This window comes from Pseudomonas koreensis, assembly GCF_024169245.1.
GTDB lineage: Bacteria > Pseudomonadota > Gammaproteobacteria > Pseudomonadales > Pseudomonadaceae > Aquipseudomonas > Aquipseudomonas koreensis_F.
Genome location: NZ_JALJWP010000001.1, coordinates 2,705,870 through 2,730,211, shown reverse-complemented (window position 1 = coordinate 2,730,211; position 24,342 = coordinate 2,705,870). Strand labels below are relative to the sequence as shown.

Here is a 24,342-nt window from a genome sequence, read left to right as displayed (position 1 = left end):
GTGGGAGCGAGCCTGCTCGCGAAGGCGTCGGTTCAGGCGCTATCACTCACGGGATTCAACACCCAATTCATCCCAAACCGATTCCGCCAGATGAAACGTCGCATTCGCTGCAGGGATGCCGCAGTAGATCGCGCTCTGCATGATCACTTCCTTGATCTCGCCACGGCTGACGCCATTATTGGCCGCGGCGCGCAGGTGCAGTTTCAGTTCGCCTTCGCGGTTCATGCCGATCAGCATGGCGATGGTGATCAGGCTGCGGGTGTGCCGTGGCAGGCCCGGGCGGGTCCATATGTCGCCCCAGGCGTGGCGGGTGATCATCTCCTGGAATTCCGAGTTGAACTCGGTCAGCGTGGTCAGGCTGCGATCGACGTGGGCATCACCCAGTACCGCGCGGCGCACTTGCATGCCTTCGTCGTAACGTTGTTTCTCGTCCACAAAATCTTCCTCACTGAGCCTGCAAAAACGCCAGCACTCGGTCGCTGAAATCGGCGCCGGCCTGCACGTTGGACAAATGCGCCGCATAGAACTCGGCGTACTCGGCGCCGCGCACATGGTCGCGGATGAAATGCCCGCCGGACGGCGGCGTTACTGCATCTTCGCTGCCGGCAATCACCAGCAACGGCACATTGATCGAAGCCAGTTGTTCACGGAAATCGGCATCGCGCACGGCCGCGCAGTTGGCCGCATAGCCTTGTGGATTGGTCGCGGCAAGCATGTCGGTAATCTTCTTTGCCGCCTCGGGATGCGCCGCCGAAAAGTCCGGAGTAAACCAGCGCGCAATCGAAGCATCACGTAGTGCAACCATCGCCGCCGGGCCATCGCGCAATACGGTTTCGATGCGCGGATTCCACACCGACGGATCGCCGATCTTCGCTGCGGTGTTGCAGACGATCAGTTTGTGCAGACGATGCCCGGCGTTGATACCCAGCCACTGGCCGATCAGTCCGCCCATCGACAGCCCGCAGAAATGCGCGCGCTCGATGTGCAGCGCATCGAGCAGACCGAGCACGTCGTGGCCCAGTAGCTCGATGCTGTAAGGCCCTTCGGTGACCAGCGATTGTCCGTGGCCGCGCGTGTCGAAACGCAGCACGCGAAAATGCTCGGTGAATGCCGGCATCTGCGCGTCCCACATGTGCAGGTCGGTGCCCAACGAGTTGGACAGCACCAGCACCGGCGCATCGGCCGGGCCCTCAATTTGATAGTGCAGTTCGCCATCGGCGAGTTGAACGAAAGCCACAGCCCTCTCCTTCAGACAGTCAAAGCGTTGTGTTCGGCCACCGCGCGCTCGACCCAGACTTGCGCCTGACCGAGGTAATGCGCGGGGTTCAAGAGATCATCCAGTTCAGCGTCGCTCAGTTCGGCGGTGACCTGCGGCTCGTCAGCGAGCACGGCGCGCAAATGGCGTTGTTCGGCCACCGCGCGTTTGCAGCATTGTTCGAGCAGATGATGCGCGGTGTCGCGGCCGACTCGTTGCGCGAGGACGATGCTTACGGCTTCGGCCAACACCAGACCCTGCGTCAATTCGAGGTTGCGGGCCATGCGCGCCGCGTCGACCTCCAGGCCATCGGCGAGCAAACGCGCCTGTTGCAGCGAACCGGACACCAGGCAGCAGATTTCCGGCAGGGTTTCCCATTCGGCGTGCCACAAACCGAGGCTGCGTTCGTGCTCCTGCGGCATGGCGCTGAACAGTGTCGATACCAGCCCCGGCACCCGCGTTGCCGCGCCGATCAGCACCGCCGCGCCGACCGGGTTGCGCTTGTGCGGCATGGTCGACGAACCGCCCTTGCCCGGTGCGGCGGGTTCGAACACTTCCGCCGCCTCGGTCTGCATCAACAGGCTGATGTCGCGACCGAATTTGCCGAGACTGCCGGCGATCAGGCCAAGCACCGCGCCGAATTCGACGATGCGATCACGCTGGGTGTGCCACGGTTGCTCGGGCAGGCTCAGTTGCAGCTCTTCAGCCAGCGCTTGAGCAATCGGCAACCCCTGCTCGCCCAGCGCCGCGAGCGTCCCCGACGCGCCACCGAATTGCAGCACCAGCAGCCGTGGCTTGAGTTGTTGCAGACGCTGACGGCTGCGCGTGACGGCGCCGAGCCATCCAGCGATTTTCATCCCGAGAGTCACCGGCGTGGCGTGTTGCAGCCAGGTGCGCCCGGCCAATGGTGTGGTGGCGAAACGTTGCGCCTGAGCGGCCAGCGAGTCGGCCAGTTGCGCCAGTTCGCTTTCGATCAGCACCAACGCCTGGCGCAGTTGCAGGACCAGCCCGGAATCCATCACGTCTTGGCTGGTCGCGCCCAGATGCACATAGCGCTCGGCTTCGGCATCGCTCGCGGCAATCTGTTTGCCCAAGGCCTTGACCAGTGGAATCGCCGAATTGCCGGCGGTGGCAATCGCCTCGCCCAACGCGGCGAAGTCATACAGGCCCGCGTCGCACGCTGCAGCAATCGGCGCCACGGCAGATGAAGGAATCAGCCCGACCCGCGCCTCGGCCCGGGCCAGCGCCGCTTCGAAATCGAGCATCGCCTGCAGCCGGCCCTGATCGCAGAACACTTCGCGCATATCGCGGGCGGTGAAGTAGGCATCGAACAATTGATTGCCCGGTCGCTGAGTCATAAACAGTCCTTGCCGGCGCGGGCCAGAACAGCCCGCGCACTTCGGGTTAGAGATCGTGGTGCAAATACTTCGCCTGCTTGGGCAACCGCAGGCTGAACAGGAAGGCCACCGCCATCATCGCCGTGACGTACCAGTAGAAGGCGTTTTCCATACCGCCGGCCTTGAGGCTCAGGGCCACAAACTCTGCCGAACCACCGAAGATTGCATTGGCCACTGCGTAAGCCAGGCCGACACCAAGCGCGCGGACTTCCGGCGGGAACATCTCGGCTTTCACCAGACCGCTGATCGAGGTGTAGAAACTGACGATCGCCAGCGCCAGGGTAATCAGCACAAAGGCGAGGAACGGGCTGTTGATGCTTTTCAGGCTGAGCAAAATCGGCACGGTGAACAGCGTGCCGAGGGCGCCGAACCAGAGCATCGAATTACGCCGGCCGATCTTGTCGGCGAGCATGCCGAACAGCGGCTGCATGCACATGTACAGGAACAACGCGCCGGTCATGATGTAGCTGGCGGTCTTGGCGTGCATGCCGGCGGTGTTCACCAGGTATTTCTGCATGTAGGTGGTGAAGGTGTAGAAAATCAGCGAGCCGCCAGCGGTGTAACCAAGCACGGTGATGAACGCCGCTTTGTGATCGCGGAACAGTGCGGTGATGCTGCCGGCATCCTTGTGCGCGCGGGTTTCTTCGTTGGTGGTTTCTTTCAGCGAACGACGCAGGAACAGCGAAATCAGCGCCGCCACCGCACCGACCACGAACGGGATGCGCCAGCCGTAGGCGCGCAAATCTTCTTCAGTGAGGAACTGTTGCAGCACCACCACCAGCGACACCGCCAACAGCTGTCCGCCAATCAGCGTCACGTACTGGAACGAGGCGAAGAAACCGCGCTGGCCCTTGAGCGCGACTTCGCTCATGTAAGTCGCGGTGGTGCCGTACTCACCGCCGACCGACAGGCCTTGCAGCAAGCGCGCAAACAGCAACAGCACCGGCGCCCAGACGCCGATGTCCTTGTACGTAGGCAAGCAGGCGATCAGCAGCGAGCCGAAGCACATCATCAGGATCGAGATGAGCATCGAATTCTTGCGTCCGTGCTTGTCAGCGACGCGGCCGAAAATCCAGCCGCCAATCGGCCGCATCAGGAACCCGGCAGCGAACACGCCAGCGGTGTTGACCAGCTGCACGGTAGGGTTATCGGAGGGGAAGAACGCCGGGGCGAAATAGATCGCGCAGAAGGCGTAGACGTAGAAGTCGAACCATTCGACGAGGTTGCCGGAGGAAGCGCCGACAATGGCGAAGATGCGCTTGCTGCGCTCTTCCCCGGTGTAATGGGAGGTGGGCGTTGTCATTGTTTTTTCACTCGATAGGGACAGTCACAGTCTAGACATACTTTGCAACAGTCCCGTTCCACAGTTCCATCTGCAACACAGTTCCCTTGTAGGAGTGAGCCTGCTCGCGATGGCGGTGTGTCATGCAGACCATTTAAATCTGGCACACCGTCATCGCGAGCAGGCTCACTCCTACAGGGATTGGGGTGTTCTTAATAATCGAAGAACACCGTCTCGGCATCGGTGCCCTGCAGAACTACATTCCACTGGTAAACACCCGAGGCATCTTGCTTGGCCAGCAACGTTGCGCGACGCTCCGCCGGCACACATTCGAGCAACGGATCAGCAACGTTCGCCGGCTCACCCTCAAAATAAATCCGCGTCAGCAAGTGCTTGACCAGACCACGGGCAAATACCAAAACGACCAGATGCGGCGCCTGAGTCGAGCCTTTCAGGCCGGGCACGGTGCCGGGTTTGATCGTGGTGAAACGGAAGCGTCCTTCGGCATCCACCGGCACCCGGCCGAAGCCTTCGAAGTTCGGGTCGAGTGGTTTGTCCTGCTGATCTTCCGGGTGGTCGTACTTGCCGGCGGCATTGGCCTGCCAGACTTCGAGCATGGCGTCGTTGACGACATCACCATTGCCATCCACAACCTGGCCGGTGATCGCCACGCGTTCGCCGAGGGTCAGCTCGCTGGCCAGGGTTTCGCGGTTCAGCCAGGTCAGGCCGATGTGGTAATACGGCCCGACGGTGTGGGACGTGGTCGCATAGAGCGTCATCTTATTTCTCCATCGGCGTGGCTTCACGCCCGCGCAGCACGATGTCCCAGCGGTAACCGAGGGCGTAGGACGGAATGGTTTTTTCCAGATCGAAGCTGGCGATCAGGCGTTCCTTGGCCGAGGTGTCCGGCACGCAGTTGTAGATCGGGTCATATGCCAGCAACGGGTCGCCGGGAAAGTACATTTGCGTGACCAGTCGGGTGAGGATGCTCGGCCCGAATAGGGAAAAATGGATGTGCGCCGGGCGCCACGCGTTGTGGTGGTTGCCCCACGGATAGGCGCCGGGCTTGATGGTCTGGAACTGGTACCAGCCGTCGGCATCGGTGACGGTGCGGCCAGTGCCGGTAAAGTTCGGGTCCAGCGGCGCGTCGTGCAAGTCGCGGGCATGGTTGTAGCGGCCAGCGGCGTTGGCCTGCCAGATCTCCACCAGAATCCCCGGCACCGGCAGGCCGTCTTCGTCGAGCACGCGGCCGTGAATGATGATGCGCTCGCCCAACGGCTCGCCAGCGTGCTGCGCGGTCAGGTCGTTGTCTTTCTCGGCAACGTGTTCGGCACCGATGGTCGGCCCGGTGATTTCCGACAGCGAATGCGGCAGAAACACCAGCGGCTTGGACGGCGAGCGCAGGTTGGTGGATTGATACGTCGGGTGCAGGTACTCAGGCTGAGTGCCTTCCTGCGGGCGACGGTAACCAGGCTTGTCAGACATTTCGCTTTCCTCTGTTCTTTTTCGTCACGGCTCGCGTCAGACGCGTTCGATGGCCAAGGCCAGACCTTGGCCGACACCGACGCACATGGTCGCCAGACCTTTCTTGCCAGCGGTCTTTTCCAACTGATGCAGGGCGGTCAGCACCAGCCGCGCACCGCTCATGCCCAACGGGTGACCGAGAGCGATCGCGCCGCCATTGGGATTGACCTGCGGCGCATCGTCGGCCAGCCCCAACTCGCGCAGCACCGCCAGGCCCTGGCTGGCAAACGCCTCGTTGAGTTCGATCACGTCGAAATCGCTGACCGCCACGCCGAGGCGCTCGGTCAGTTTGCGCACCGCCGGCACCGGGCCGATGCCCATCACCCGCGGTGCAACGCCGGCGCTGGCCATGCCCAGCACTTTCGCGCGGGCGGTCAGGCCGTGTTTTTTTACCGCTTCAGCCGAGGCAAGTATCAGCGCCGCGGCGCCATCGTTAACGCCAGAGGCATTGCCGGCGGTGACGGTTTTGTCCGCGCCGTTGACCGGTTTCAGTCTGGCCAGCGCTTCGATCGTGGTGTCGGCGCGCGGATGTTCGTCCTGGCTGACCACGGTTTCGCCTTTTTTATGAGCGATGCGCACTTCGACGATTTCTTCAGCGAAGTAACCCGCGGCCTGAGCGGCAGCGGTACGTTGCTGACTGCGCAGGGCAAAGGCGTCCTGATCCTCACGCGAAACCTGGTAGTCGTCGGCGACGTTGTCAGCGGTTTGCGGCATGGCATCGACGCCGTACTGCGCCTTCATCAGCGGGTTGATGAAACGCCAGCCGATGGTGGTGTCTTCCAGTTTCATGTTGCGCGAGAACGCCGCGTCCGCCTTGGCCATCACGAACGGCGCGCGGGACATCGATTCGACGCCGCCGGCAATTGCCAGCTCCATTTCGCCGCTGGCGATCGCACGAAACGCAGTGCCGATGGCGTCCATGCCCGAAGCGCAAAGGCGATTGAGGGTCACGCCGGGCACGCTGTCCGGCAGACCGGCGAGCAACAGCGCCATGCGCGCAACGTTGCGGTTGTCTTCGCCGGCCTGGTTGGCGCACCCGAGGAACACCTCATCGACGGCGTTCCAGTCCACCGATGGATTGCGCTCCATCAGGGCCTTGATCGGCACGGCGGCGAGGTCATCGGCGCGCACGGCGGACAGTGCGCCGCCGAAACGGCCGATGGGGGTGCGAATCGCGTCGCAGATATACACGTCACGCATCATGCTTCTCCCGGTGCCTGGCCGTGGGCGGCAGCGGTGCGCGCTTCCAGATCACGCAGCGCCGTCAGCTCGACTTCGGTCGGCTCAGCGGTGGTTTCGACAGAGTCGGCAAAACGAATCGCCCAACCGGTGGCGGCGACCACTTGCTCGCGGGTCACGCCCGGATGCAACGCGGTGACCACGAACTCGTGGGTGCCCTGCTCCGGTTCCATGATGCACAGATCGGTGATGATGCCGACTGGACCGGCGCCCGGCAGACCCAGACGGTTGCGCGAATCGCCGCCCTCGCCGTGACCGACCGAAGTGATGAAATCGAGTTTGTCGACAAACGAACGCGCCGACTGTTTGAGAATGATCAACACGCTCCTCGCCGAACCGGCAATTTCCGGCGCACCGCCTGCACCTGGCAGGCGCACTTTCGGCGCGTGGTAGTCGCCGACCACGGTGGTGTTGATGTTGCCGAAGCGGTCGACCTGCGCGGCGCCGAGAAAACCGACGTCGATGCGCCCGCCCTGCAACCAATAGCGAAAAATCTCACCGGTCGGCACGACGGTGTCGGCGGTTTCGGCCAGCTCGCCGTCACCGATGGACAGTGGCAGCACGCTCGGCTTGGCGCCAATCGGGCCGGATTCGTAGATCAGCACCACGTCCGGCGATGACGTCAGGCGCGCGAGGTTGGCGGCTTTCGACGGCAGGCCGATGCCGACGAAGCATACCGAGCCGTTCTTCAGGCGCCGGGCCGCAGCGACGGTCATCATTTCATTGGTGGTGTAAGTCATTATTTGGCCTCCGAAGCAGCGGCCAACTTGGCCTGGAATTCGCTGAAATCAGCGCAGCCATGGATGTATTCGTTGATCCACGCGGTAAACGTCTCACGGTCGCGAGCGATCGGGTCCCACGCCTGATAGAAACGATTGTCGCGCTCGGTGTAACCGTGGGCGTAGGACGGATGCGCGCCACCTGGCACATGGCAGACCGCGCTCAAGGCCCAGGTCGGCAGTACACAGGCGTTCATCGGTGCATTGAGGTCATCGACGATTTCTTCCACGGTGACGATGCAGCGCTTGGCCGCCAGCGCGGCTTCTTTCTGCACGCCAAGAATGCCCCAGAGCAGAACGTTGCCTTTGCGGTCGGCCCTCTGCGCATGAATCACGGTGACATCGGGGCGTACCGATGGCACGGCCGCCAGCACTTCGCCGGTGAACGGGCAGGTCACGGTTTTGATCAGCGGGTTGACCTTCGGCAGGTCGGAACCGGCGTAGGCACGCAGCACCGCGAACGGCAGGCCGGACGCGCCGGCGACATAGGCATTGGCGAGGTCGGCGTGACTGTGTTCTTCGATTTCCAGCGCGTGCGGCCATTGCTTCTCGACCGCGTCACGCAGACGGTGCAGCGAGCCCACACCCGGGTTGCCGCCCCAGGAGAAAATCAGTTTGCGCGCGCAACCGGCGCCAATCAGTTGGTCGTAGATCAGGTCGGGCGTCATCCGCACCAGCGTCAGATCTTTCTTGCCTTGACGAATGATTTCATGACCCGCTGCCGTAGGGATCAGGTGAGTAAAGCCTTCGAGGGCGACGGTATCGCCGTCGTTGACGAATTGCTTCACCGCGTCGTGCAGCGAAAGGATCTCAGCCATGGAGCGGGCTCCTGTTCTTGTAAGGAATCGCCAGTGATAAAAAGGCGCGAGGTTCAGCGCCGGAGTCACTGAAGATTAAGCCTGGGAAAATCGCCAAACAATCCGATAATCGACTGAGTGTTCGTTTATCGAACGGATTGTTGCTTCCCTATCGGTTCGTGTCGCCTGCAAAAGATCGCAGCCTTCGGCAGCTCCTACATTTGAAATGCATTCCCCTGTAGGAGCACCGAAGGCTGCGATCTTTTCGCTCTAAATGAAAATATCAGGTGGCATCGGCGTGACTGACCATGCCCTTGATCAGCACCGCCGCCGTGGCCAAACCGGCCGGGATCACCAGTGCGGTCAGCACCTGCTCGAAATTCCAGCCGAGGCCGAGCAAAGTCGCGCCCATCCACGCGCCGAGAATCGCGCCAAAGCGGCCGATGCCGAGCATCCACGACACCCCGGTCGCGCGGCCCTGGGTCGGGTAAAAGCGCGCTGCCAGCGACGGCATCGCCGATTGCGCGCCGTTGACGCACATGCCCGCCACCAGCACCAGCGTCGCCAGCAGAGTGATGTTGCCCAGGCTCTGCCCTACCGCGTAGGCAAACACCCCGGCGAGCAGGTAGAAAATACCGATGACCTTGTGCGGATTGAAGCGGTCCATCGCCCAGCCCACTCCGACCGCGCTCAACACGCCGCCAAACTGGAACAAGGCACCGATGAACGCAGCCTGCTCCATGCTCGCGCCACTGTCGCGCATCAGCGTCGGCAGCCAACTGGTCAGCAGATACACGATCACCAGACCCATGAAGTAGGTCAGCCACAACAGCAGTGTGCCGGTACTGTAAGTGCCGGAGAAGATCACCGCGAAGACATTGCGCGCCTTGACGGTTTTCTGTTCCGGCACGCTGAAGCTCGCAGCCTGGGCGACGGTAACCGGGTCGATCGGCGCCAGGGTCTTGCGCACTTTGTCAGTGCCACGGTTGCGCACCACGAGATAGCGCGCCGATTCCGGCAGCCAGAACACCAGCACCACAGCCAGGATCAGCGGCAGGATCCCGCCGATCATCAGCAATGCGTGCCAGCCGAATGCCGGGATCAGTTTTGCCGAGATGAAACCACCGCCGGCCATGCCGAGATTGAAGCCGCAGAACATGCTCGTCACCAGCAGCGACTTCTTGCGCTCCGGGGTGTATTCCGACAGCAGTGTCGTGGCGTTGGGCATCCCCGCACCCAGACCGAGGCCGGTCAGGAAGCGCAACACCAGCAGTTGTTCGACGTTGGTGCTGTACGCCGAGGCCAGGCTGAAGCCGCCGAACAGAATCACCGCACCGACGAGTACGACTTTTCGTCCGAAGCGGTCAGCCAGAGGGCCGGAGCCGAGGGCTCCGAAGACCATGCCGATCAGCGCGGCGCTCATCACCGGGCCGAGGCTGGCGCGATCGATGCCCCAGTCCTGTGACAGCGCCGGGGCGATGAAGCCCATCGCGGCGGTGTCGAGGCCGTCGAGAAATACGATCAGGAAACACAGGATCACCACCCGCCACTGATAGCGCGAGATCGGTTGGGCGTTGATAAAGGTCTGCACGTCGAGGCAGTTACCCACAGCGGACTGAGGCTGGTTCATTATTTTTATTCCACGCAAAAAACGCAGTCGAACGGCGGCCGGCCAGAACAAGGCACGGTCACAAGAGTAGAAGGTTGTAATCAGGCGTTGCGCGGGACCCGGCAACAACGGGTGAAACACAGACAGACGGAAATCGGGCGCATGATGAGTTGCCTCTTGTCATTATTATGGGGTCGACAGTCCGGCGGGCTCATTCACATCAGCGCCGGATGACGCTGCCGCGACATTAATGATCCGGGGGTTTTAGCGTCAATTCGATAAACGCAACACTGTGCGTTTATCGAACAGGTTCATCAGGCAAACAACTGCGCACTGAGGTCGCGACTGGCGCTGAGCAGGCCCGGCAAAAAGCGCTGCTCCAGTTCGGCACGGCTGACCCGGCCAGCGTGGGTGCTGACATTCAGCGCCGCCACCACTTGCCCGGAGGCGTCGTACACCGGCACGGCGATCGAGCGCAGGCCCTGTTCCAGTTCCTGATCGACAATGCACCAACCCTGCTGACGCACCTGCTGCAAGCATTCGAGCAAAGCGTCGGGGGTGTGAATGGTGCGACTGGTCTTGGCCACCAGTTCAGCGTGGTCGAGGTATTCGCCCAGTGACGTGTCGTCCAGCGCCGCCAACAGAATGCGCCCCATTGACGTGCAATACGCCGGCAGCCGCCCACCGACCGAAAGGTCGACCGAGATCAATCGTTGAGTGGTAGCCGAACGAGCGATATAGAGAATGTCGTCGCCCTCCAGCGTCGCCATGTTGCAGGCTTCGTGCAGCTGCTCGCTCATGCGGTCGAGATAGGGCTGGGCAGAAACCGCCAGTGGCGTCGAGGACAGATAGGCATGGCCGAGGGTCAGCACCTTGGGCAGCAACGAATAGGTGCGACCGTCGGTGGTGGCGTAGCCGAGCTTGATCAGCGTATGCAGGCAACGGCGCACGGCGGCGCGGGGGATTTCCGTGCGATGGCTGATCTGCGCGATGGTCAGGTGGCGCTTGCGCTCCTGAAATGCCTGCACCACCGCCAAGCCACGGGCCAGCGAGGTCATGAAGTCCGGATCACCGGTCAGCGCCTGAATGCGCTTGGCCGGCGAGGCGACGATGGGCGGCGCCACCGACGTGAAGGAGTTGCGCATTTGATCGTTCATTTCTTGTCCTTGTCCGGCACGCATCAATGCCTAGTCAAACGGCTCGCCACGCGATGCACAAGCACCGGGGCATCAACATTGGGCGATTATCGAACCGCCGACCGATAATCGCAATCCAGCGCGATGCCCTCCTCGTCAGCCTTGAGGCGACTTAATCGATTCTGCGCGCAACTTAGTTGTTCGAGTTAATGGCGCCAAAAACAGAACGCCTGTTCTACAACGCTGTCTTTTCACTTAACTAGCGAAGAAACTTGCCAGCCACAAAACCATCACACATTCAGAACCGTTTTTAACTTGGCAAAGATAGTCATTCCCGAATCGACCGCTATAATGCATCCTGATCGCGACGCTTTAATCAAAAGCCCGCGACTTGCTGAAACGAGGCCCTTCGTCTCAGCTCCGGCCAGCGCCCGGCGCCCATTACACATGCAACGCCAGCGCTCGCTGAAACAGGAAACTGATGCTGCGTCAGTTTTAATCTGGTGCCGTAGCCGCCTGTAACACGGAAGTCTTGATCGCCTCTGCAATGTTTCCCCGCCTGTAAAGGCTGTGGATGACTGGCGGGAGCGCGCAATTGACTCGTTGCAGTGTGTTTCACCGGATAGTCAATTCAACTCATACAGGTAGCACCGTGACGAAAGACGAACTGCGCGCGGAACTAGAGCGCCAGGAACAACGTTACAAGGAAGTTTACGGCGGGGAAGTCACCACCTACGCCGCTCAGCCGGAACCGGAACGCAAGGCATGGCGCAAGCGCCCTACCGTTCAGGATCAAGTCTTCAAGCAGGAAATCGAAAAGATCGAGAAGGGACTCAAAGCCGAAGAGCCATGATCCACGGCTGTTGAACATTCCAGAGTCGGCGTCCACCCGAGCATCAGCGCGGTGGCAGGACGACACCTCGCGCGCCCGCTACCCGCGGGCAGCGGCTGCATCGCTATTGTGTGGCTCAAGAACGAACGTCCCACAGGTTTCAGAGATATTTCAGACAAACGTTTGAGGCGCCAAAGCGCCGGGAAAACGGTGTTGAAAATCCATTTTCCTTAGAAAAATCAATCAGTTGAAAAACCCTTCGTGACACCTGGATTTCACGCCCTGCAACAAATTAAATCGAACAAGGGTGAGACCAGTGAGCAGACGGGGCATCGATTTCCTGTCTTTTCTGGCATAATCGCGCCCCCTTACGACCGGGTCAGAAAACCTTCATGATCGATTTATTCAGCGGACTGGATGCTTGGGTGCTTGTGAGCCTCTTGCTCGCCCTGACGTTTGTCCTCGCCTTCGAGTTCATCAATGGATTTCATGACACCGCTAACGCGGTAGCCACTGTTATCTACACCAAAGCCATGCCGCCGCACCTGGCGGTGTTCTTTTCCGGTGTGTTCAATTTCCTCGGCGTGCTGCTGGGCGGCGTGGGGGTGGCGTATGCCATTGTCCATCTGCTGCCGGTTGAGCTGCTGATCAATGTGAACACCGGCCATGGCCTGGCGATGGTGTTTTCGTTGCTCGCCGCGGCAATCGCCTGGAATCTGGGCACCTGGTACTTCGGTATCCCGGCTTCCAGCTCGCACACCCTGATCGGCTCGATCCTCGGTGTCGGCCTGGCCAACGCATTGATCAACGATATCCCGTTGAGAGATGGCGTGAACTGGCAGAAAGCGATCGACATCGGCGCCTCGCTGGTGTTCTCGCCGATGGCCGGCTTCCTCATCGCCGCGCTGGTGCTGATCGGCCTGAAGTGGTGGCGCCCGCTGTCGAAGATGCACAAGACGCCGGAACAGCGCCGCAAGATCGACGACAAGAAACACCCGCCGTTCTGGAACCGTCTGGTCCTGGTGATCTCGGCCATGGCCGTGAGCTTCGTGCACGGTTCCAACGACGGCCAGAAAGGCATCGGCCTGATCATGCTGGTGCTGATCGGTATCGTCCCGGCGCAATTCGTGCTCGATCTGAACAGCACCACCTACCAGATCGAACGCACCCGCGACGCGACCCTGCACCTGAGCCAGTTCTACCAGCGCAACGCCGATTCGCTGGGTGAGTTCCTCGCCTTGGGCAAGAGCGTGGAAGGTGACCTGCCGGAGAAATTCCGCTGCAACCCGCAGCAGACCGAACCGACCATCACCGCCCTGCTGCACACCCTTAAAGGTGTAGCGGACTATCATTCGCTGTCGTCGGACAGCCGCATCGAAGTGCGTCGCTACCTGCTCTGCCTGGACGACACGGCGAAGAAAGTCGGTAAATTGCCTGGCCTGGAAGCCCGTGAAAAGGCTGACCTGGACAAGCTGCGCAAAGACCTGACCACCACCACCGAATACGCACCGTTCTGGGTGATTCTGGCGGTCGCCCTGGCTCTGGGTCTGGGCACCATGGTGGGCTGGAAGCGTGTGGTGCTGACCATTGGCGAGAAGATCGGCAAGCAGGGCATGACCTATTCGCAGGGCATGTCGGCACAGATCACCACGGCCAGTCTGATCGGCATGGCCAACATTTTCAGCCTGCCGGTGTCGACCACTCACGTGTTGTCTTCGGGTGTCGCCGGGACCATGGTTGCCAATAAGAGCGGCCTGCAGGGTGGCACGGTGAAGACTATTCTGCTGGCCTGGGTGTTGACCCTGCCCGCGACTGTGGCGCTGTCGGCCGGGTTGTTCTGGTTGGCTTCGAAGGCTTTGGGTAGTTGATCGATTGCTGCTTGTGAAGGAGGCGCGATTCTTTGGAATCGCGCCTTTTTCGTTTTGGGATTGGGGGCATATCCGTTTCTGGGGGTGCTGCCGCTGGCGGTTTCGCTCTTACAGCGACTCACTTTTCCAGACGCCGAAAAGTAAGCAAAAGGCTTTGCCCCGGCGTACGGCCCGCTCGCTGGGGCTCGGGGTTCCTTCGTTACGGGACCGATCCGGACGCAGCGGCTCCGGTTTGCTCCGCTGCACCTACACTCGCTGTGTACGACTGCGTCGTACGGTCGCTGCGCTCCCACCCCCGGATCGATCCCGTAACGAAGCCTGCCGAAGGGGCAAAAGATCAAGAGCAGAAGCAAAGCAAAAGCCAGATCAAGAGCCCCTCACCCTAACCCTCTCCCGGAGGGAGAGGGGACTGACCGAGGTGTTTAGGCGAAATACGCCGACATGAGATACCGAGTCGAATGCAAATATGCAGAAAATCAAAAGCCCCCTCACCCTAGCCCTCTCCCGAAGGGAGAGGGGACTGAACGAGGTGTTTGGGCGAGGTACGCCGACGTGCGATACCGCGTCGAACACAGATTTTGAAAAGCCCAAAAATCGGCCCCCTCTCCCTCGGGAGAGGGCTGGGGTGAGGGCGAACCCAACACAGATCCAAAGCAGACCACACGCTTTTCACCACTCAAAACAATGAGCGCAAGCTCGAGTACCGCTTTTGATCTTGATCCACAGGCGACTTCGGAAGGCTGAGCGGAGGGATTGATCCGGGCGTGGGAGCGCAGCGACCGTACGACGCAGTCGTACACAGCGGAAGGAGGTGCAGCGAAGCAAACCGGAGCCGCTGCGCCAGGATCGATCCCGCAGCGAAGGAACCCGAGCCTGCGAGGGCCGAACGCAGGAGCTAGCGTTTTTTGCTTACTTTTTTAGGCGCTTGTAAAAAAGTAAGTCGCCGTCAGGCGAAACCGCCAGTAGCCGCTACCGAAGCAACGGATATTCACCCAACCCCCCAAGAGCCTGGTCGGCCCAAAGGCCGCCAAGGCACAAAAAAAAGGGGCAACCGAAGTCGCCCCAAAATGCCTTGCGTGCCCATCAAATCCAGAAGAACTCACTTGCGCCGCTTATGCGCATCCTTCCAGATAAAAAATCCAAACCCTGCAAAAAACAGCACCATGAGCCCCACCGTCAGAACCCCGGCAAACACCACGTTATCGAAAAACATGACTGGCCTCCTGGCCCTGCTTTGCTGCGATGGACTCAAATTAACAAACACACAGGCGCACATATTGACCAGGATCAATATCCGCAACGAAGGGAAATAAAGGAGGGGAAATAACTGACCTGCATCAATGGATGCGGCGGGAGATCAACGCTTTTTCGGTTTGTTCTTCGACTTTTTCCTGGTTTTTCCCAACGGCATCGCCTGCTCGAAAGCCTGGCGCACTTCGTTCAGGCGCTTTTCGTTGAGGTCATGCACACGCTTGGCGCGTTCGGTGCTGAGGTCGATCAGTTTGTCGTCTTGGCTCATGGCGTTCGGCACATCGCAAAAGAGATCACAGCTGCCGTCACCGACAGGATTGCGCCAATCATGCCGCCTGGCGCACGCGCTGACCAGTCACAGCTCAAATCTCGATATCGACCCACAAGCCCTGACGCGGCTGATCGTCTATCAGCGGCACCACCGGCACAGTGTTGTCGGCGTTCAGTTCAGTGCCCGGCACGGCGAGATGCTCTTCAGGATCCTCATCCGCCTCGCGGCGCCGACGATCACGTTCCTGCTGGCGGCGCTGTTCTTCTCGCGCCAGCAGCCGATCCTCTTCCGGATCACGCTTCTGCAGGTCGATCGTGCTTTCGTTGGAGCTCTCCTGCACCGGCACCACCGGCGGAATGTCCGGCCGCTGGCGGATCGGATCCTGCTGGGAAGTGATCGGCACAGCGCTCAAGGGGAGCATGGGTGGCAACATATGAAGGTCTCCTGTCTGCAGGCTATCGGCTGGGGTGCAGGCGCCTTGAGCCGCCTGTCGTAATTGTGTGATGCACCTCGCACCCGTAGGAGCTGCCGCAGGCTGCGATCTTTCATGGGACAACGCAAAACCCAACTGTTCCCACAGATCAAAAGATCGCAGCCTTCGGCGGCTCCTACGCCAGTAATCTTTGGCCCTGAAGCCGTCATTCCGTTAAGATAGCCCGCTTTTTCAAGGTGGGAGTCAGGCAGCATGGCGCAGCAGTATCAACCGGGGCAACGCTGGATCAGTGACAGCGAAGCAGAGCTTGGTTTAGGCACCGTTCTGGCACAGGACGGCCGCTTGTTGACCGTGCTTTACCCGGCCACTGGCGAAACCCGCCAGTACGCGCTACGGAATGCGCCCCTGACCCGTGTGCGGTTCTCGCCCGGCGACTCCATCACCCATTTCGAAGGCTGGAAGATGACCGTGCAGCAGGTCGACGACGTCGACGGGCTGATGGTCTATCACGGCCTCAACGGGCAGAACGAAGTCGTCACCCTGCCGGAAACCCAGCTGTCGAACTTCATTCAGTTCCGTCTGGCCAGCGACCGTCTGTTCGCCGGGCAAATCGACCCGCTGCCGTGGTTCTCCCTGCGCTACAACACCCTTGAACACACCAGCCGCCAGTTGCAGTCGTCGCTGTGGGGCCTGGGCGGCGTGCGTGCGCAGCCGATCGCGCACCAGTTGCACATCGCCCGTGAAGTCGCCGACCGTATCGCCCCGCGTGTACTGCTGGCGGACGAAGTGGGTCTGGGTAAAACCATCGAAGCCGGTCTGGTGATCCATCGCCAACTGCTCTCGGGCCGCGCCAATCGCGTGCTGATTCTGGTTCCGGAAAACCTTCAGCATCAGTGGCTGGTGGAGATGCGCCGCCGCTTCAATCTGCAGGTCGCGCTGTTCGACGAAGAACGCTTTATCGAAAGCGATGCCACCAACCCGTTCGAAGACACGCAACTGGCGCTGGTCGCGCTGGAGTGGCTGGTCGATGATGAAAAGGCGCAGGACGCCTTGTTCGCCGCCGGTTGGGATCTGATGGTGGTCGATGAAGCGCACCACCTGGTGTGGCACGAAGACAAGGCCAGCGCGGAATATTCGCTGGTCGAGCAACTGGCCGAAGTGATTCCCGGCGTGCTGCTGCTCACCGCCACCCCGGAACAACTCGGTCAGGACAGCCACTTCGCGCGTTTGCGCCTGCTCGACCCGAACCGTTTCCACGACCTGGCCGCCTTCCGCGCCGAGAGCGACAACTATCGCCCGGTCGCCGAAGCCGTGCAGGAACTGCTCGACAAGGGCCGTCTCTCGGCCGAAGCGCACAAAACCATTCACGGTTTTCTCGGCAACGAAGGCGAAGCCCTGCTCACTGCCGTCAACGATGGCGACACAGAAGCCAGTGCCCGCCTCGTCCGTGAACTGCTCGATCGCCATGGCACCGGCCGCGTGCTGTTTCGCAACACCCGCGCCGCCGTGCAGGGTTTCCCCGAGCGCAAACTGCACCCCTACCCGCTTCCTTGCCCGGACGAATACCTCGAACTGCCGCTGGGCGAACACGCCGAGCTGTACCCGGAAGTCAGCTTCCAGGCGCAGCCGGACGCCAGCGAAGAAGAACGCTGGTGGAAATTCGATCCGCGCGTCGAGTGGCTGATCGATCAGCTGAAAATGCTCAAGCGCACCAAAGTGCTGGTGATCTGCGCCCACGCCGAAACCGCGATGGATCTGGAAGACGCCCTGCGCGTGCGCTCCGGCATCCCGGCCACGGTGTTCCACGAAGGCATGAACATCCTTGAGCGTGACCGCGCCGCCGCCTACTTCGCCGATGAAGAGTTTGGCGCGCAGGTGCTGATCTGCTCGGAAATCGGCAGTGAAGGTCGCAACTTCCAGTTCGCTCACCATCTGGTGCTGTTCGATCTGCCGGCGCACCCGGACCTGCTCGAGCAGCGCATCGGCCGTCTCGACCGGATCGGCCAGAAGCACATCATCGAACTGCACGTGCCGTACCTGGAAACCAGCCCGCAAGAGCGCCTGTTCCAGTGGTATCACGAAGCGCTCAACGCATTCCTCAATACCTGCCCGACCGGCAACGCCTTGCAGCATCAGTTCGGCCCGCGTCTGCTGCCGCTGCTCGAAGAAGCCGATGACGGCGAGTGGCAAGCGTTGATCGACGAAGCGCGCGCCGAGCGTGAACGTCTCGAAGCCGAGCTGCACACTGGCCGCGACCGTCTGCTGGAACTCAACTCCGGTGGCGCTGGCGAGGGTGAAGCGCTGGTAGAAGCGATCCTCGAGCAGGACGACCAGTTCGCCCTGCCGATCTACATGGAAACGCTGTTCGACGCGTTCGGCATCGACAGCGAAGACCACTCGGAAAACGCCTTGATCCTCAAGCCGAGCGAGAAGATGCTCGACGCCAGTTTCCCGCTGGGCGACGACGAAGGCGTGACCATCACCTACGACCGCAACCAGGCGCTGTCGCGCGAGGACATGCAGTTCATCACCTGGGAACACCCGATGGTGCAGGGCGGCATGGATCTGGTGCTGTCCGGCTCGATGGGCAACACCGCCGTCGCGCTGATCAAGAACAAGGCGCTGAAACCCGGCACCGTGTTGCTCGAATTGCTCTACGTCAGCGAAGTGGTCGCACCGCGTTCGCTGCAACTGGGGCGCTACTTGCCACCGGCGGCGCTGCGTTGCCTGCTCGACGCCAACGGCAATGACTTGTCGCCACGGGTTTCCTTCGAAACCCTCAACGACCAGCTGGAAAGCGTGCCGCGCGCCAGCGCCAACAAGTTCATCCAGGCCCAGCGCGATCAGCTGACGCCACGGATCAACGCGGGCGAAGAAAAGATCGCCCCGCGTCACGCCGAGCGTGTGGCCGAAGCACGCCGCCGTCTGGCCGCCGACACCGACGAAGAGCTGGCGCGCCTGACCGCGTTGCAAGCGGTCAACCCGACCGTGCGCGACAGCGAACTGGAGGCGTTGCGCACTCAGCGTGAGCAAGGTCTGGCGATGCTGGATAAAGCGGCGTTGCGCCTGGAAGCGATCCGGGTGCTGGTGGCGGGCTAACCGCCCCGCTCCACCGCTGAAAAAGAAAAGGCCCGCAGCGATGCGGGCCTTTTTGTTCTAGAAGCAAAAGCAAAAGATCGCAGCCTTCGGCAGCTCCTACAGGGAGAATGCGTTCCTCCTGTAGGAGCTGCCGAAGGCTGCGATCTTTTGATCTTAAGCAGTCGCCGCAGAAATTTCTGGCTCAACCACCGCCACCAACCCCTCCTTCATCCGCTGCGCATCCCGCACGAAACAGCGCGACGCGAGAAACAGAAAGACCATGGTCAAAAACAGTGCCACCGGGATCAGGTACATCGCGTCATGCAGGCCGACAGCCTTGAACGCTTCGGTCATCTGCTCAGCGCCCGCCGACAGCATCGCCGTGTGTGCGAAGTGATCCGACAGCCCACCCACGACTACCGGACCTAACCCGCCTCCCAGCAAATACAGACCGGCAAAGAACAACGCCATCGCCGTCGCCCGCAGGCGCGGCTCGACCACGTCCTGAATCGCCGTGTACACGCAGGTGTAGAAGTTGTAGGCGAACAGCCAGCCGACGCTGAACACCGCAACGAACACGCCGATCTCGACGCGCCCGGCATGCAGCGCCCACGCCGTGCACAAGGTCGAGATGATCAGACTGAACGCCGCAAACAGCAGGCGTCCACTGGCGAAACGCTGATGAATCTTGTCGGCGATCCAGCCGCCGAGGGTCAGCCCGACCAGCCCGGTGACGCCGACGATAAATCCGGTGGCGACCGCCGCCTCCTGCAACGGCATGAGGAAATAGCGCTGCAGCATCGGCACCAGAAACGAGTTGCAGGCATAGGTCGCGAAGTTGAAGCACAGCCCGGCCATCACCAGCCACAGGAACGTCGGCACGGCGAGGACGCGACGGATCGGCTTGTCGACTTTCTCTTGCGAAACCTGCACGGATTCCGCCGCACCGCGCTTGGGCTCTTTGATGAAGAACATGAAAATCGCCAGGATCAGCCCCGGCACGGCGGCGATGAAGAACGGCGCGCGCCAGCTGTCGAAGGCCTTGACCATCGCACCGATGGTGAAGAACGCCAACAGCAGCCCCAGCGGCAGGCCGAGCATGAAAATGCCCATCGCCCGCGCCCGACGGTGTGCCGGGAACAGGTCGCCGATCAGCGAGTTGGCCGCGGGTGCGTAACTGGCCTCGCCGATGCCGATGCCCATGCGCACGATCAGGAAGCTCCAGAAACTGCCGACCAGACCGTTGACCGCCGTCAGCGCGCTCCACGTCGCCAGGCCCCAGCCCATCAGTTTGCTGCGCGAACCGGTGTCGGCCATACGCCCCAGCGGCAGGCCGGCAATCGCATAAACGACGGTGAACGCGGTGCCGATGATGCCCAACTGAAAGTCACTGAGGTGCCATTCCATGCGGATCGGTTCGATGATGATCGCCGGGATGGTGCGGTCGAAGAAATTGAACAGGTTGGCGAGGAACAGCAGGAACAGAATGCGCCAGGCATTCGCCGCTTGGGTCGAGTTCTGCATGGGTCCGTCTCTTTATTGTTATGAGGGCTTCACTGCCAGCGCGTCGAGCCCGGAACCTGCAATCTAGTCAGCCGCGCGGGGGCTGTCTGTCATCATTCGTCAGCCTGATATCGGCCCATCGCACTGTAACGAAACGTAAGCCCTTGATAAGTCTGGAATCCCCCGCCATACGGGGCTTTCGCGGCAAAATCCGGCGACAAAAAAATAGTTTCGCGCCCCCCTTCCCAACGCCATGGCAAAGCCTAGAATGGCCGCCGGATCCGTCCGGATCTTCCGATCAATCCCTTTGATACCCCCGCTCATGTCCGAAGCCAGTCCGTGTCTGAATTGCGGTGCCTGCTGTTCCCATTTTCGCGTGTCGTTTTTCTGGGGTGAGTGCTCATCCGCTGGCGGGACGGTGCCCGATGAACTGGTCGCACAGATCACCCCGAGCCGGGTAGCAATGATCGGCACCGACCGCAAGCCGACGCGTTGCACGTCTCTGGCGGGTGAGGTCGGCAGCGCTGTGGCCTGCACGATCTATGACAAACGCTCGAGCACCTGCCGCGAGTTCGAGGCGTCATGGGAGAACGGCGAGCACAACCCTGACTGCGACAAGGCCCGCGCCGCCCACGGCCTGTCACCCTTGCCGCCACACTGGAACGACCTGCCGCTGGAGCGCATTGCCTGAGCCTTAGCGCGAATCGCTATGAGGCTAATGGCAAAATCGTTACCACCAATGTGCCACTACGCCTTGCAGCCGGAAAACCGCCTCTATACTCCCTGCATTCGCCTGCGTTGATTGACGCACGGGCCAAATGAATCCGAGACGGGGCACGCTATGGAGTGGCTTGGTTTGCAGTTTGTTGCCGAGCTGCCGGCGAGCGGGCAGATTCTCCTCGATTGCAGTCACAACCCGCTGTTGGTGATGGTGGCCTACCTGGTCGCCTGCGCGGCCAGTTTCGCCACCCTGGATATGGCTGAGCGCGTGGTGCATGCCGAAGATCGGGGGTCGCGGCGAATCTGGCGCTGGATCGGCGCGACCTGCCTGGCCGGCGGCATCTGGGCCATGCACTTCATCGGCATGCTGGCTTTCCAGACACCCATCGACATTCAGTACGACCTCGGCATCACCCTCTTCTCATTGCTGATCGCCCTGCTCGCCTCATGGCTGGCCATGCACACCCTGAGCGAGGTCCAGCCAAGCGCATTGCATTGCCTCAAAACTGCGTTTGTCATTGGCTTGGGCATCGCGGGGATGCATTACGTCGGCATGGCAGCGATGAAGTCGAGCGCCACCGCCTACTATCAGCCAGGGCTGTTCGCGCTGTCGGTGCTGATTGCCATCGGCGCCAGTTTCGCCGCGCTGTGGGTGGCGCGCTATCTGAGCGAAGGCAGCGGCGTCGCGCACCAATTGCTCAAATACAGCGCGGCGCTGATCCTCGGTGCCGGCATCATCAGCATGCACTTCACCGGCATGGCTGCGCTGGATCTGGTGCTTCCCGAAGGCGCTCTGGCAGCGAGCGGCGGCGATACCGGGCATCTGCAACTGGGCCTGACCGTGGCGCTGATCATCCTGTTGATCCTCGGCAGTGCGATCAGCGCCGCCCTCGCCGACAAGAAGTTGCAGAACAAGGAAAACGATCTGCGCCGGGTCAACGCCCTGCTCAGTCAGCTCGATCAGGCGCGCATGTCCCTCCAGCAAGCGGCCAATTACGACGCGCTGACCAACCTGATCAACCGCCGTGGCTTCAACCAGATGTTCGCCGAAAAACTCAGCCAGAAAACCAGCGAGGGCGGCATGCTCGCGGTGATGTTTCTCGACATCGACCACTTCAAGCGCATCAACGACAGCCTCGGCCATGACGCTGGCGACGCGCTGCTCAAAGTCATCGCGCAGCACATCAAAAGCTCGGTGCGCAGCCACGAAGACGTGGTCGCGCGGTTCGGCGGCGACGAATTCTGCATCCTCATCAGCCTGCGCGACCGCGAAGAAGCGCGCGGCATGGCGCAGCGCATCATGCACAAGATGAAGGAGCCGATTGAACTGGCCGGTCGGCGCATGGTGATGACCACCAGCATCGGCATCAGTCTGTTTCCCGAAGACGGCACCACTTGCGAGGAACTGCTCAAGCACGCCGACCTGGCGCTGTACCAATCCAAGGGCGCCGGGCGCAACGGCCTTCACTTTTTCAATTCCAGCCTGAAAACCCGCGCCAGTTTCGAGCTGCAACTGGAAGAAGAATTGCGCAGCGCGCTACGGGAAGACAACGCGCTGATGCTCTACTACCAGCCGATCTTCGAACTGAAAACCGGGCGCGTGACCAAGCTCGAAGCGCTGATTCGCTGGCAGCACCCGGTCCACGGTTTGCTCACACCGGACCGTTTTATCGGTATCGCCGAGAACAACGGTCTGATCGCCGAACTGGACAACTGGGTGCTGCGCCGCGCCTGCAAGGATCTTGGCGAGCTGTCGCGGCATGGTTGTGCCGAGGTGAAAATCGCCTGGAACTGCTCGCCCCTGAATCTGGCGCGGGAAGAGCTGGCCGAGGAAATCGAGCAGGCGTTGCGCACCGCCGGTGTAGCGCCGGAACGCCTGGAACTGGAGGTCACCGAAAACGCCTTGATGGGCAATATCGCCAACACCCTGGTGCTGCTGCGGCAGATCCGTGCCCTCGGCGTGTCGCTGTCGATCGATGATTTCGGCACCGGCTATTCGTCGCTGGCCTACCTCAAGCGCCTGCCGCTGAATACTCTGAAGATCGATCGCTCGTTCATCCTCGATATCCCCACCGCCACGGCGGACATGGAGATCGTCCAGGCGATCATCGTCATGGCCCACACTCTGCATCTGCAAGTGGTCACCGAGGGCGTCGAAAGCCTGGAGCAATATGAGTTCCTCAAGCGTTCAGGCTGCGATTTCATTCAGGGCTATCTGCTCAGCCGCCCGCTGCCGCTAGACGAATTGCGCGCGGTGCTCGATGAAATCAACCAGCGCAACCCCGTGCTCGGGGTCAATCCGTTGAGTCTGGCCCGCGATACATTTGCACCAGCGTCGCTGGATCCTGCGCCAAAAAGCCTTGCGCCCCATGCAGGCGCATCAATTGTGCGGCCAATCCGCTGATGGGCGTCGCCGAGCCCTGCTCACGAGAAAATTTCACTGCCGTGTCAAGATCCTTGAGCAACGTGCGCACGTGCCACTTGATCGGCTCGAAACGGCTCTCGGCCATTTGCGGAGCGAGGATCTGCAACGGCTTCGAATCGGCAAAACCGCCAGCCAGCGCCTCGGCGATCAGACTGGCATCGACCCCGGCCTGTTCGGCCAACGCCACCACTTCGGCGATCACCAGCGCATTGCAGGCGACGATCATCTGGTTGCAGGCCTTGGTCACTTGCCCGGCGCCAACGCCGCCCATGTGCGTGACGCGCTGGCCAAGATCGAGCAGCACCGGGCGCACGCGCTGAAGATCCGCCGCCGCACCACCGACCATGATCGCCAGGCTGCCGGCCTCGGCCCCGACCACACCGCCGGACACCGGGGAGTCGAGCCAGGCCATGGCGCTTTTCTCGGCCAGCGCTGCGGCCATCTCGCGAGTCGCGGTCGGTTCAAGGCTGGAAAAATCCACCAGCAACTGTCCGCTTTTCGCTCCTTCGGCAATACCGCCGGCGCCAAACACCACTTCACGCACCACGGCGGTGTCGGCCAGGCACAGCATGACGATGTCAGCGTGTGCGCAGAGTTCGGCGGGGCTCGTCACTTGTCGGGCGCCGGCAGCGACCAGTGGCGCGCACTTGTCCGGGTTGCGGTTCCACACGGTCAGCGGGTAACCCGCGGCCAGCAGACGCTGGCACATCGGCAGGCCCATCAGGCCGATTCCGGCAAACCCCAACGAAGGTAGCGTTGACATCATTTTGCCTCTTTTCCATTAAAGATCACCGAATCATGGCCGATTCATCAACGATCAGGAAAGGATTCCGCCCGGCGATCAAAGCAGCCAGCACCACGACGCCCGGGCCGTATTCGCGCACACAAGACGCGAGATCTTATTCCGTGAGGTTCGCCGACACTGTGCGGCGAGCCAACCCAG

General features: G+C 61.4%; 21 protein-coding genes. 5 read left to right on the top strand and 16 right to left on the bottom strand.

The annotated features are described in order from the left end of the window. Positions 1–42: 42 nt before the first annotated feature. The 11 genes from pcaC to pcaR form a co-directional block, all read right to left on the bottom strand. Positions 43–435: a 4-carboxymuconolactone decarboxylase gene (gene pcaC / locus J2Y90_RS12280; protein ID WP_007917093.1), complete on the bottom strand. Its 393-nt coding sequence runs from the start codon at positions 433–435 to the stop codon at positions 43–45. 10 nt (positions 436–445) lie between these two features. Beyond that, a complete protein-coding gene (gene pcaD, locus J2Y90_RS12275; protein WP_253499922.1) occupies positions 446–1,237 on the bottom strand; it encodes a 3-oxoadipate enol-lactonase in 792 nt (263 codons plus the stop codon). Between the two features lie 11 nt (positions 1,238–1,248). Then, positions 1,249–2,613: a 3-carboxy-cis,cis-muconate cycloisomerase gene (locus J2Y90_RS12270; RefSeq protein ID WP_253499919.1), complete on the bottom strand. Its 1,365-nt coding sequence runs from the start codon at positions 2,611–2,613 to the stop codon at positions 1,249–1,251. 46 nt (positions 2,614–2,659) lie between these two features. Beyond that, entirely contained in the window at positions 2,660–3,955 is a 1,296-nt protein-coding gene (locus tag J2Y90_RS12265; RefSeq protein ID WP_253499915.1) for an MFS family transporter, read from the bottom strand. A gap of 191 nt (positions 3,956–4,146) precedes the next feature. Next, positions 4,147–4,713 carry a protocatechuate 3,4-dioxygenase subunit alpha gene (gene pcaG, locus J2Y90_RS12260; protein ID WP_253499912.1) on the bottom strand — a complete coding sequence of 189 codons (567 nt, stop codon included), beginning with the start codon at positions 4,711–4,713 and terminating at the stop codon, positions 4,147–4,149. Between the two features lies 1 nt (position 4,714). Continuing rightward, positions 4,715–5,419 (bottom strand): protocatechuate 3,4-dioxygenase subunit beta, encoded by a 705-nt coding sequence (pcaH, locus tag J2Y90_RS12255; RefSeq protein WP_253499909.1) that lies wholly within the window; start codon positions 5,417–5,419, stop codon positions 4,715–4,717. Between the two features lie 36 nt (positions 5,420–5,455). After that, a complete protein-coding gene (pcaF, locus tag J2Y90_RS12250) occupies positions 5,456–6,661 on the bottom strand; it encodes a 3-oxoadipyl-CoA thiolase (protein ID WP_253499905.1) in 1,206 nt (401 codons plus the stop codon). Further along, positions 6,658–7,440, bottom strand: a complete 783-nt coding sequence (locus J2Y90_RS12245; protein WP_253505144.1) for a CoA-transferase subunit beta — start codon at positions 7,438–7,440, stop codon at positions 6,658–6,660. The genes pcaF and J2Y90_RS12245 overlap by 4 nt, the downstream gene beginning before the upstream one ends. Continuing rightward, the gene (locus J2Y90_RS12240) at positions 7,437–8,294 is read right to left on the bottom strand and encodes a CoA transferase subunit A (protein ID WP_253499902.1); all 858 of its coding nucleotides are present in this window, start codon (positions 8,292–8,294) and stop codon (positions 7,437–7,439) included. Before J2Y90_RS12240 ends, J2Y90_RS12245 begins: the two co-directional genes overlap by 4 nt. 262 nt (positions 8,295–8,556) lie before the next feature. Further along, a complete protein-coding gene (locus J2Y90_RS12235; RefSeq protein WP_073475852.1) occupies positions 8,557–9,903 on the bottom strand; it encodes an MFS transporter in 1,347 nt (448 codons plus the stop codon). Between the two features lie 293 nt (positions 9,904–10,196). Further along, a complete protein-coding gene (gene pcaR / locus J2Y90_RS12230) occupies positions 10,197–11,039 on the bottom strand; it encodes a pca regulon transcriptional regulator PcaR (RefSeq protein WP_016771343.1) in 843 nt (280 codons plus the stop codon). A 631-nt stretch (positions 11,040–11,670) separates the two neighbouring features. Between pcaR and J2Y90_RS12225 the strand changes: the two genes are divergently transcribed. Together J2Y90_RS12225 and J2Y90_RS12220 are read left to right on the top strand one after the other, a co-directional pair. Then, positions 11,671–11,871, top strand: a complete 201-nt coding sequence (locus J2Y90_RS12225) for a hypothetical protein (protein WP_253499899.1) — start codon at positions 11,671–11,673, stop codon at positions 11,869–11,871. Positions 11,872–12,242: 371 nt separating this feature from the next. Beyond that, on the top strand, positions 12,243–13,718 hold the full coding sequence (locus tag J2Y90_RS12220; protein WP_016771345.1) for an inorganic phosphate transporter: 1,476 nt from the start codon (positions 12,243–12,245) through the stop codon (positions 13,716–13,718). A gap of 1,099 nt (positions 13,719–14,817) precedes the next feature. Here the strand turns inward: J2Y90_RS12220 and ccoM are convergent. The 3 genes from ccoM to J2Y90_RS12210 all read right to left on the bottom strand — a co-directional run bounded on the left by ccoM (position 14,818) and on the right by J2Y90_RS12210 (position 15,673). Beyond that, the gene (ccoM, locus tag J2Y90_RS26505) at positions 14,818–14,931 is read right to left on the bottom strand and encodes a cytochrome c oxidase subunit CcoM (RefSeq protein WP_016771346.1); all 114 of its coding nucleotides are present in this window, start codon (positions 14,929–14,931) and stop codon (positions 14,818–14,820) included. 144 nt (positions 14,932–15,075) lie between these two features. Then, a complete protein-coding gene (locus J2Y90_RS12215; RefSeq protein WP_172828188.1) occupies positions 15,076–15,237 on the bottom strand; it encodes a hypothetical protein in 162 nt (53 codons plus the stop codon). A gap of 94 nt (positions 15,238–15,331) precedes the next feature. Then, positions 15,332–15,673, bottom strand: a complete 342-nt coding sequence (locus J2Y90_RS12210; protein ID WP_024011931.1) for a hypothetical protein — start codon at positions 15,671–15,673, stop codon at positions 15,332–15,334. A gap of 252 nt (positions 15,674–15,925) precedes the next feature. On the opposite strand from J2Y90_RS12210, the gene rapA reads away from it, so the two are divergent. After that, positions 15,926–18,772, top strand: coding sequence for an RNA polymerase-associated protein RapA (rapA, locus tag J2Y90_RS12205; RefSeq protein ID WP_253499896.1), 2,847 nt, complete (start codon positions 15,926–15,928; stop codon positions 18,770–18,772). Positions 18,773–18,925: 153 nt separating this feature from the next. Here rapA and J2Y90_RS12200 read toward each other — a convergent pair whose 3' ends face one another. After that, positions 18,926–20,275: a spinster family MFS transporter gene (locus J2Y90_RS12200; protein ID WP_253499892.1), complete on the bottom strand. Its 1,350-nt coding sequence runs from the start codon at positions 20,273–20,275 to the stop codon at positions 18,926–18,928. 301 nt (positions 20,276–20,576) lie between these two features. Between J2Y90_RS12200 and J2Y90_RS12195 the strand changes: the two genes are divergently transcribed. After that, entirely contained in the window at positions 20,577–20,945 is a 369-nt protein-coding gene (locus J2Y90_RS12195) for a YkgJ family cysteine cluster protein (RefSeq protein WP_253499889.1), read from the top strand. Between the two features lie 150 nt (positions 20,946–21,095). Continuing rightward, positions 21,096–23,378, top strand: a complete 2,283-nt coding sequence (locus J2Y90_RS12190) for a putative bifunctional diguanylate cyclase/phosphodiesterase (protein ID WP_253499887.1) — start codon at positions 21,096–21,098, stop codon at positions 23,376–23,378. Here J2Y90_RS12190 and J2Y90_RS12185 read toward each other — a convergent pair. Then, the gene (locus J2Y90_RS12185) at positions 23,269–24,165 is read right to left on the bottom strand and encodes an NAD(P)-dependent oxidoreductase (RefSeq protein WP_253499885.1); all 897 of its coding nucleotides are present in this window, start codon (positions 24,163–24,165) and stop codon (positions 23,269–23,271) included. The genes J2Y90_RS12190 and J2Y90_RS12185 overlap by 110 nt on opposite strands. Between the last annotated feature and the right edge of the window lie 177 nt (positions 24,166–24,342).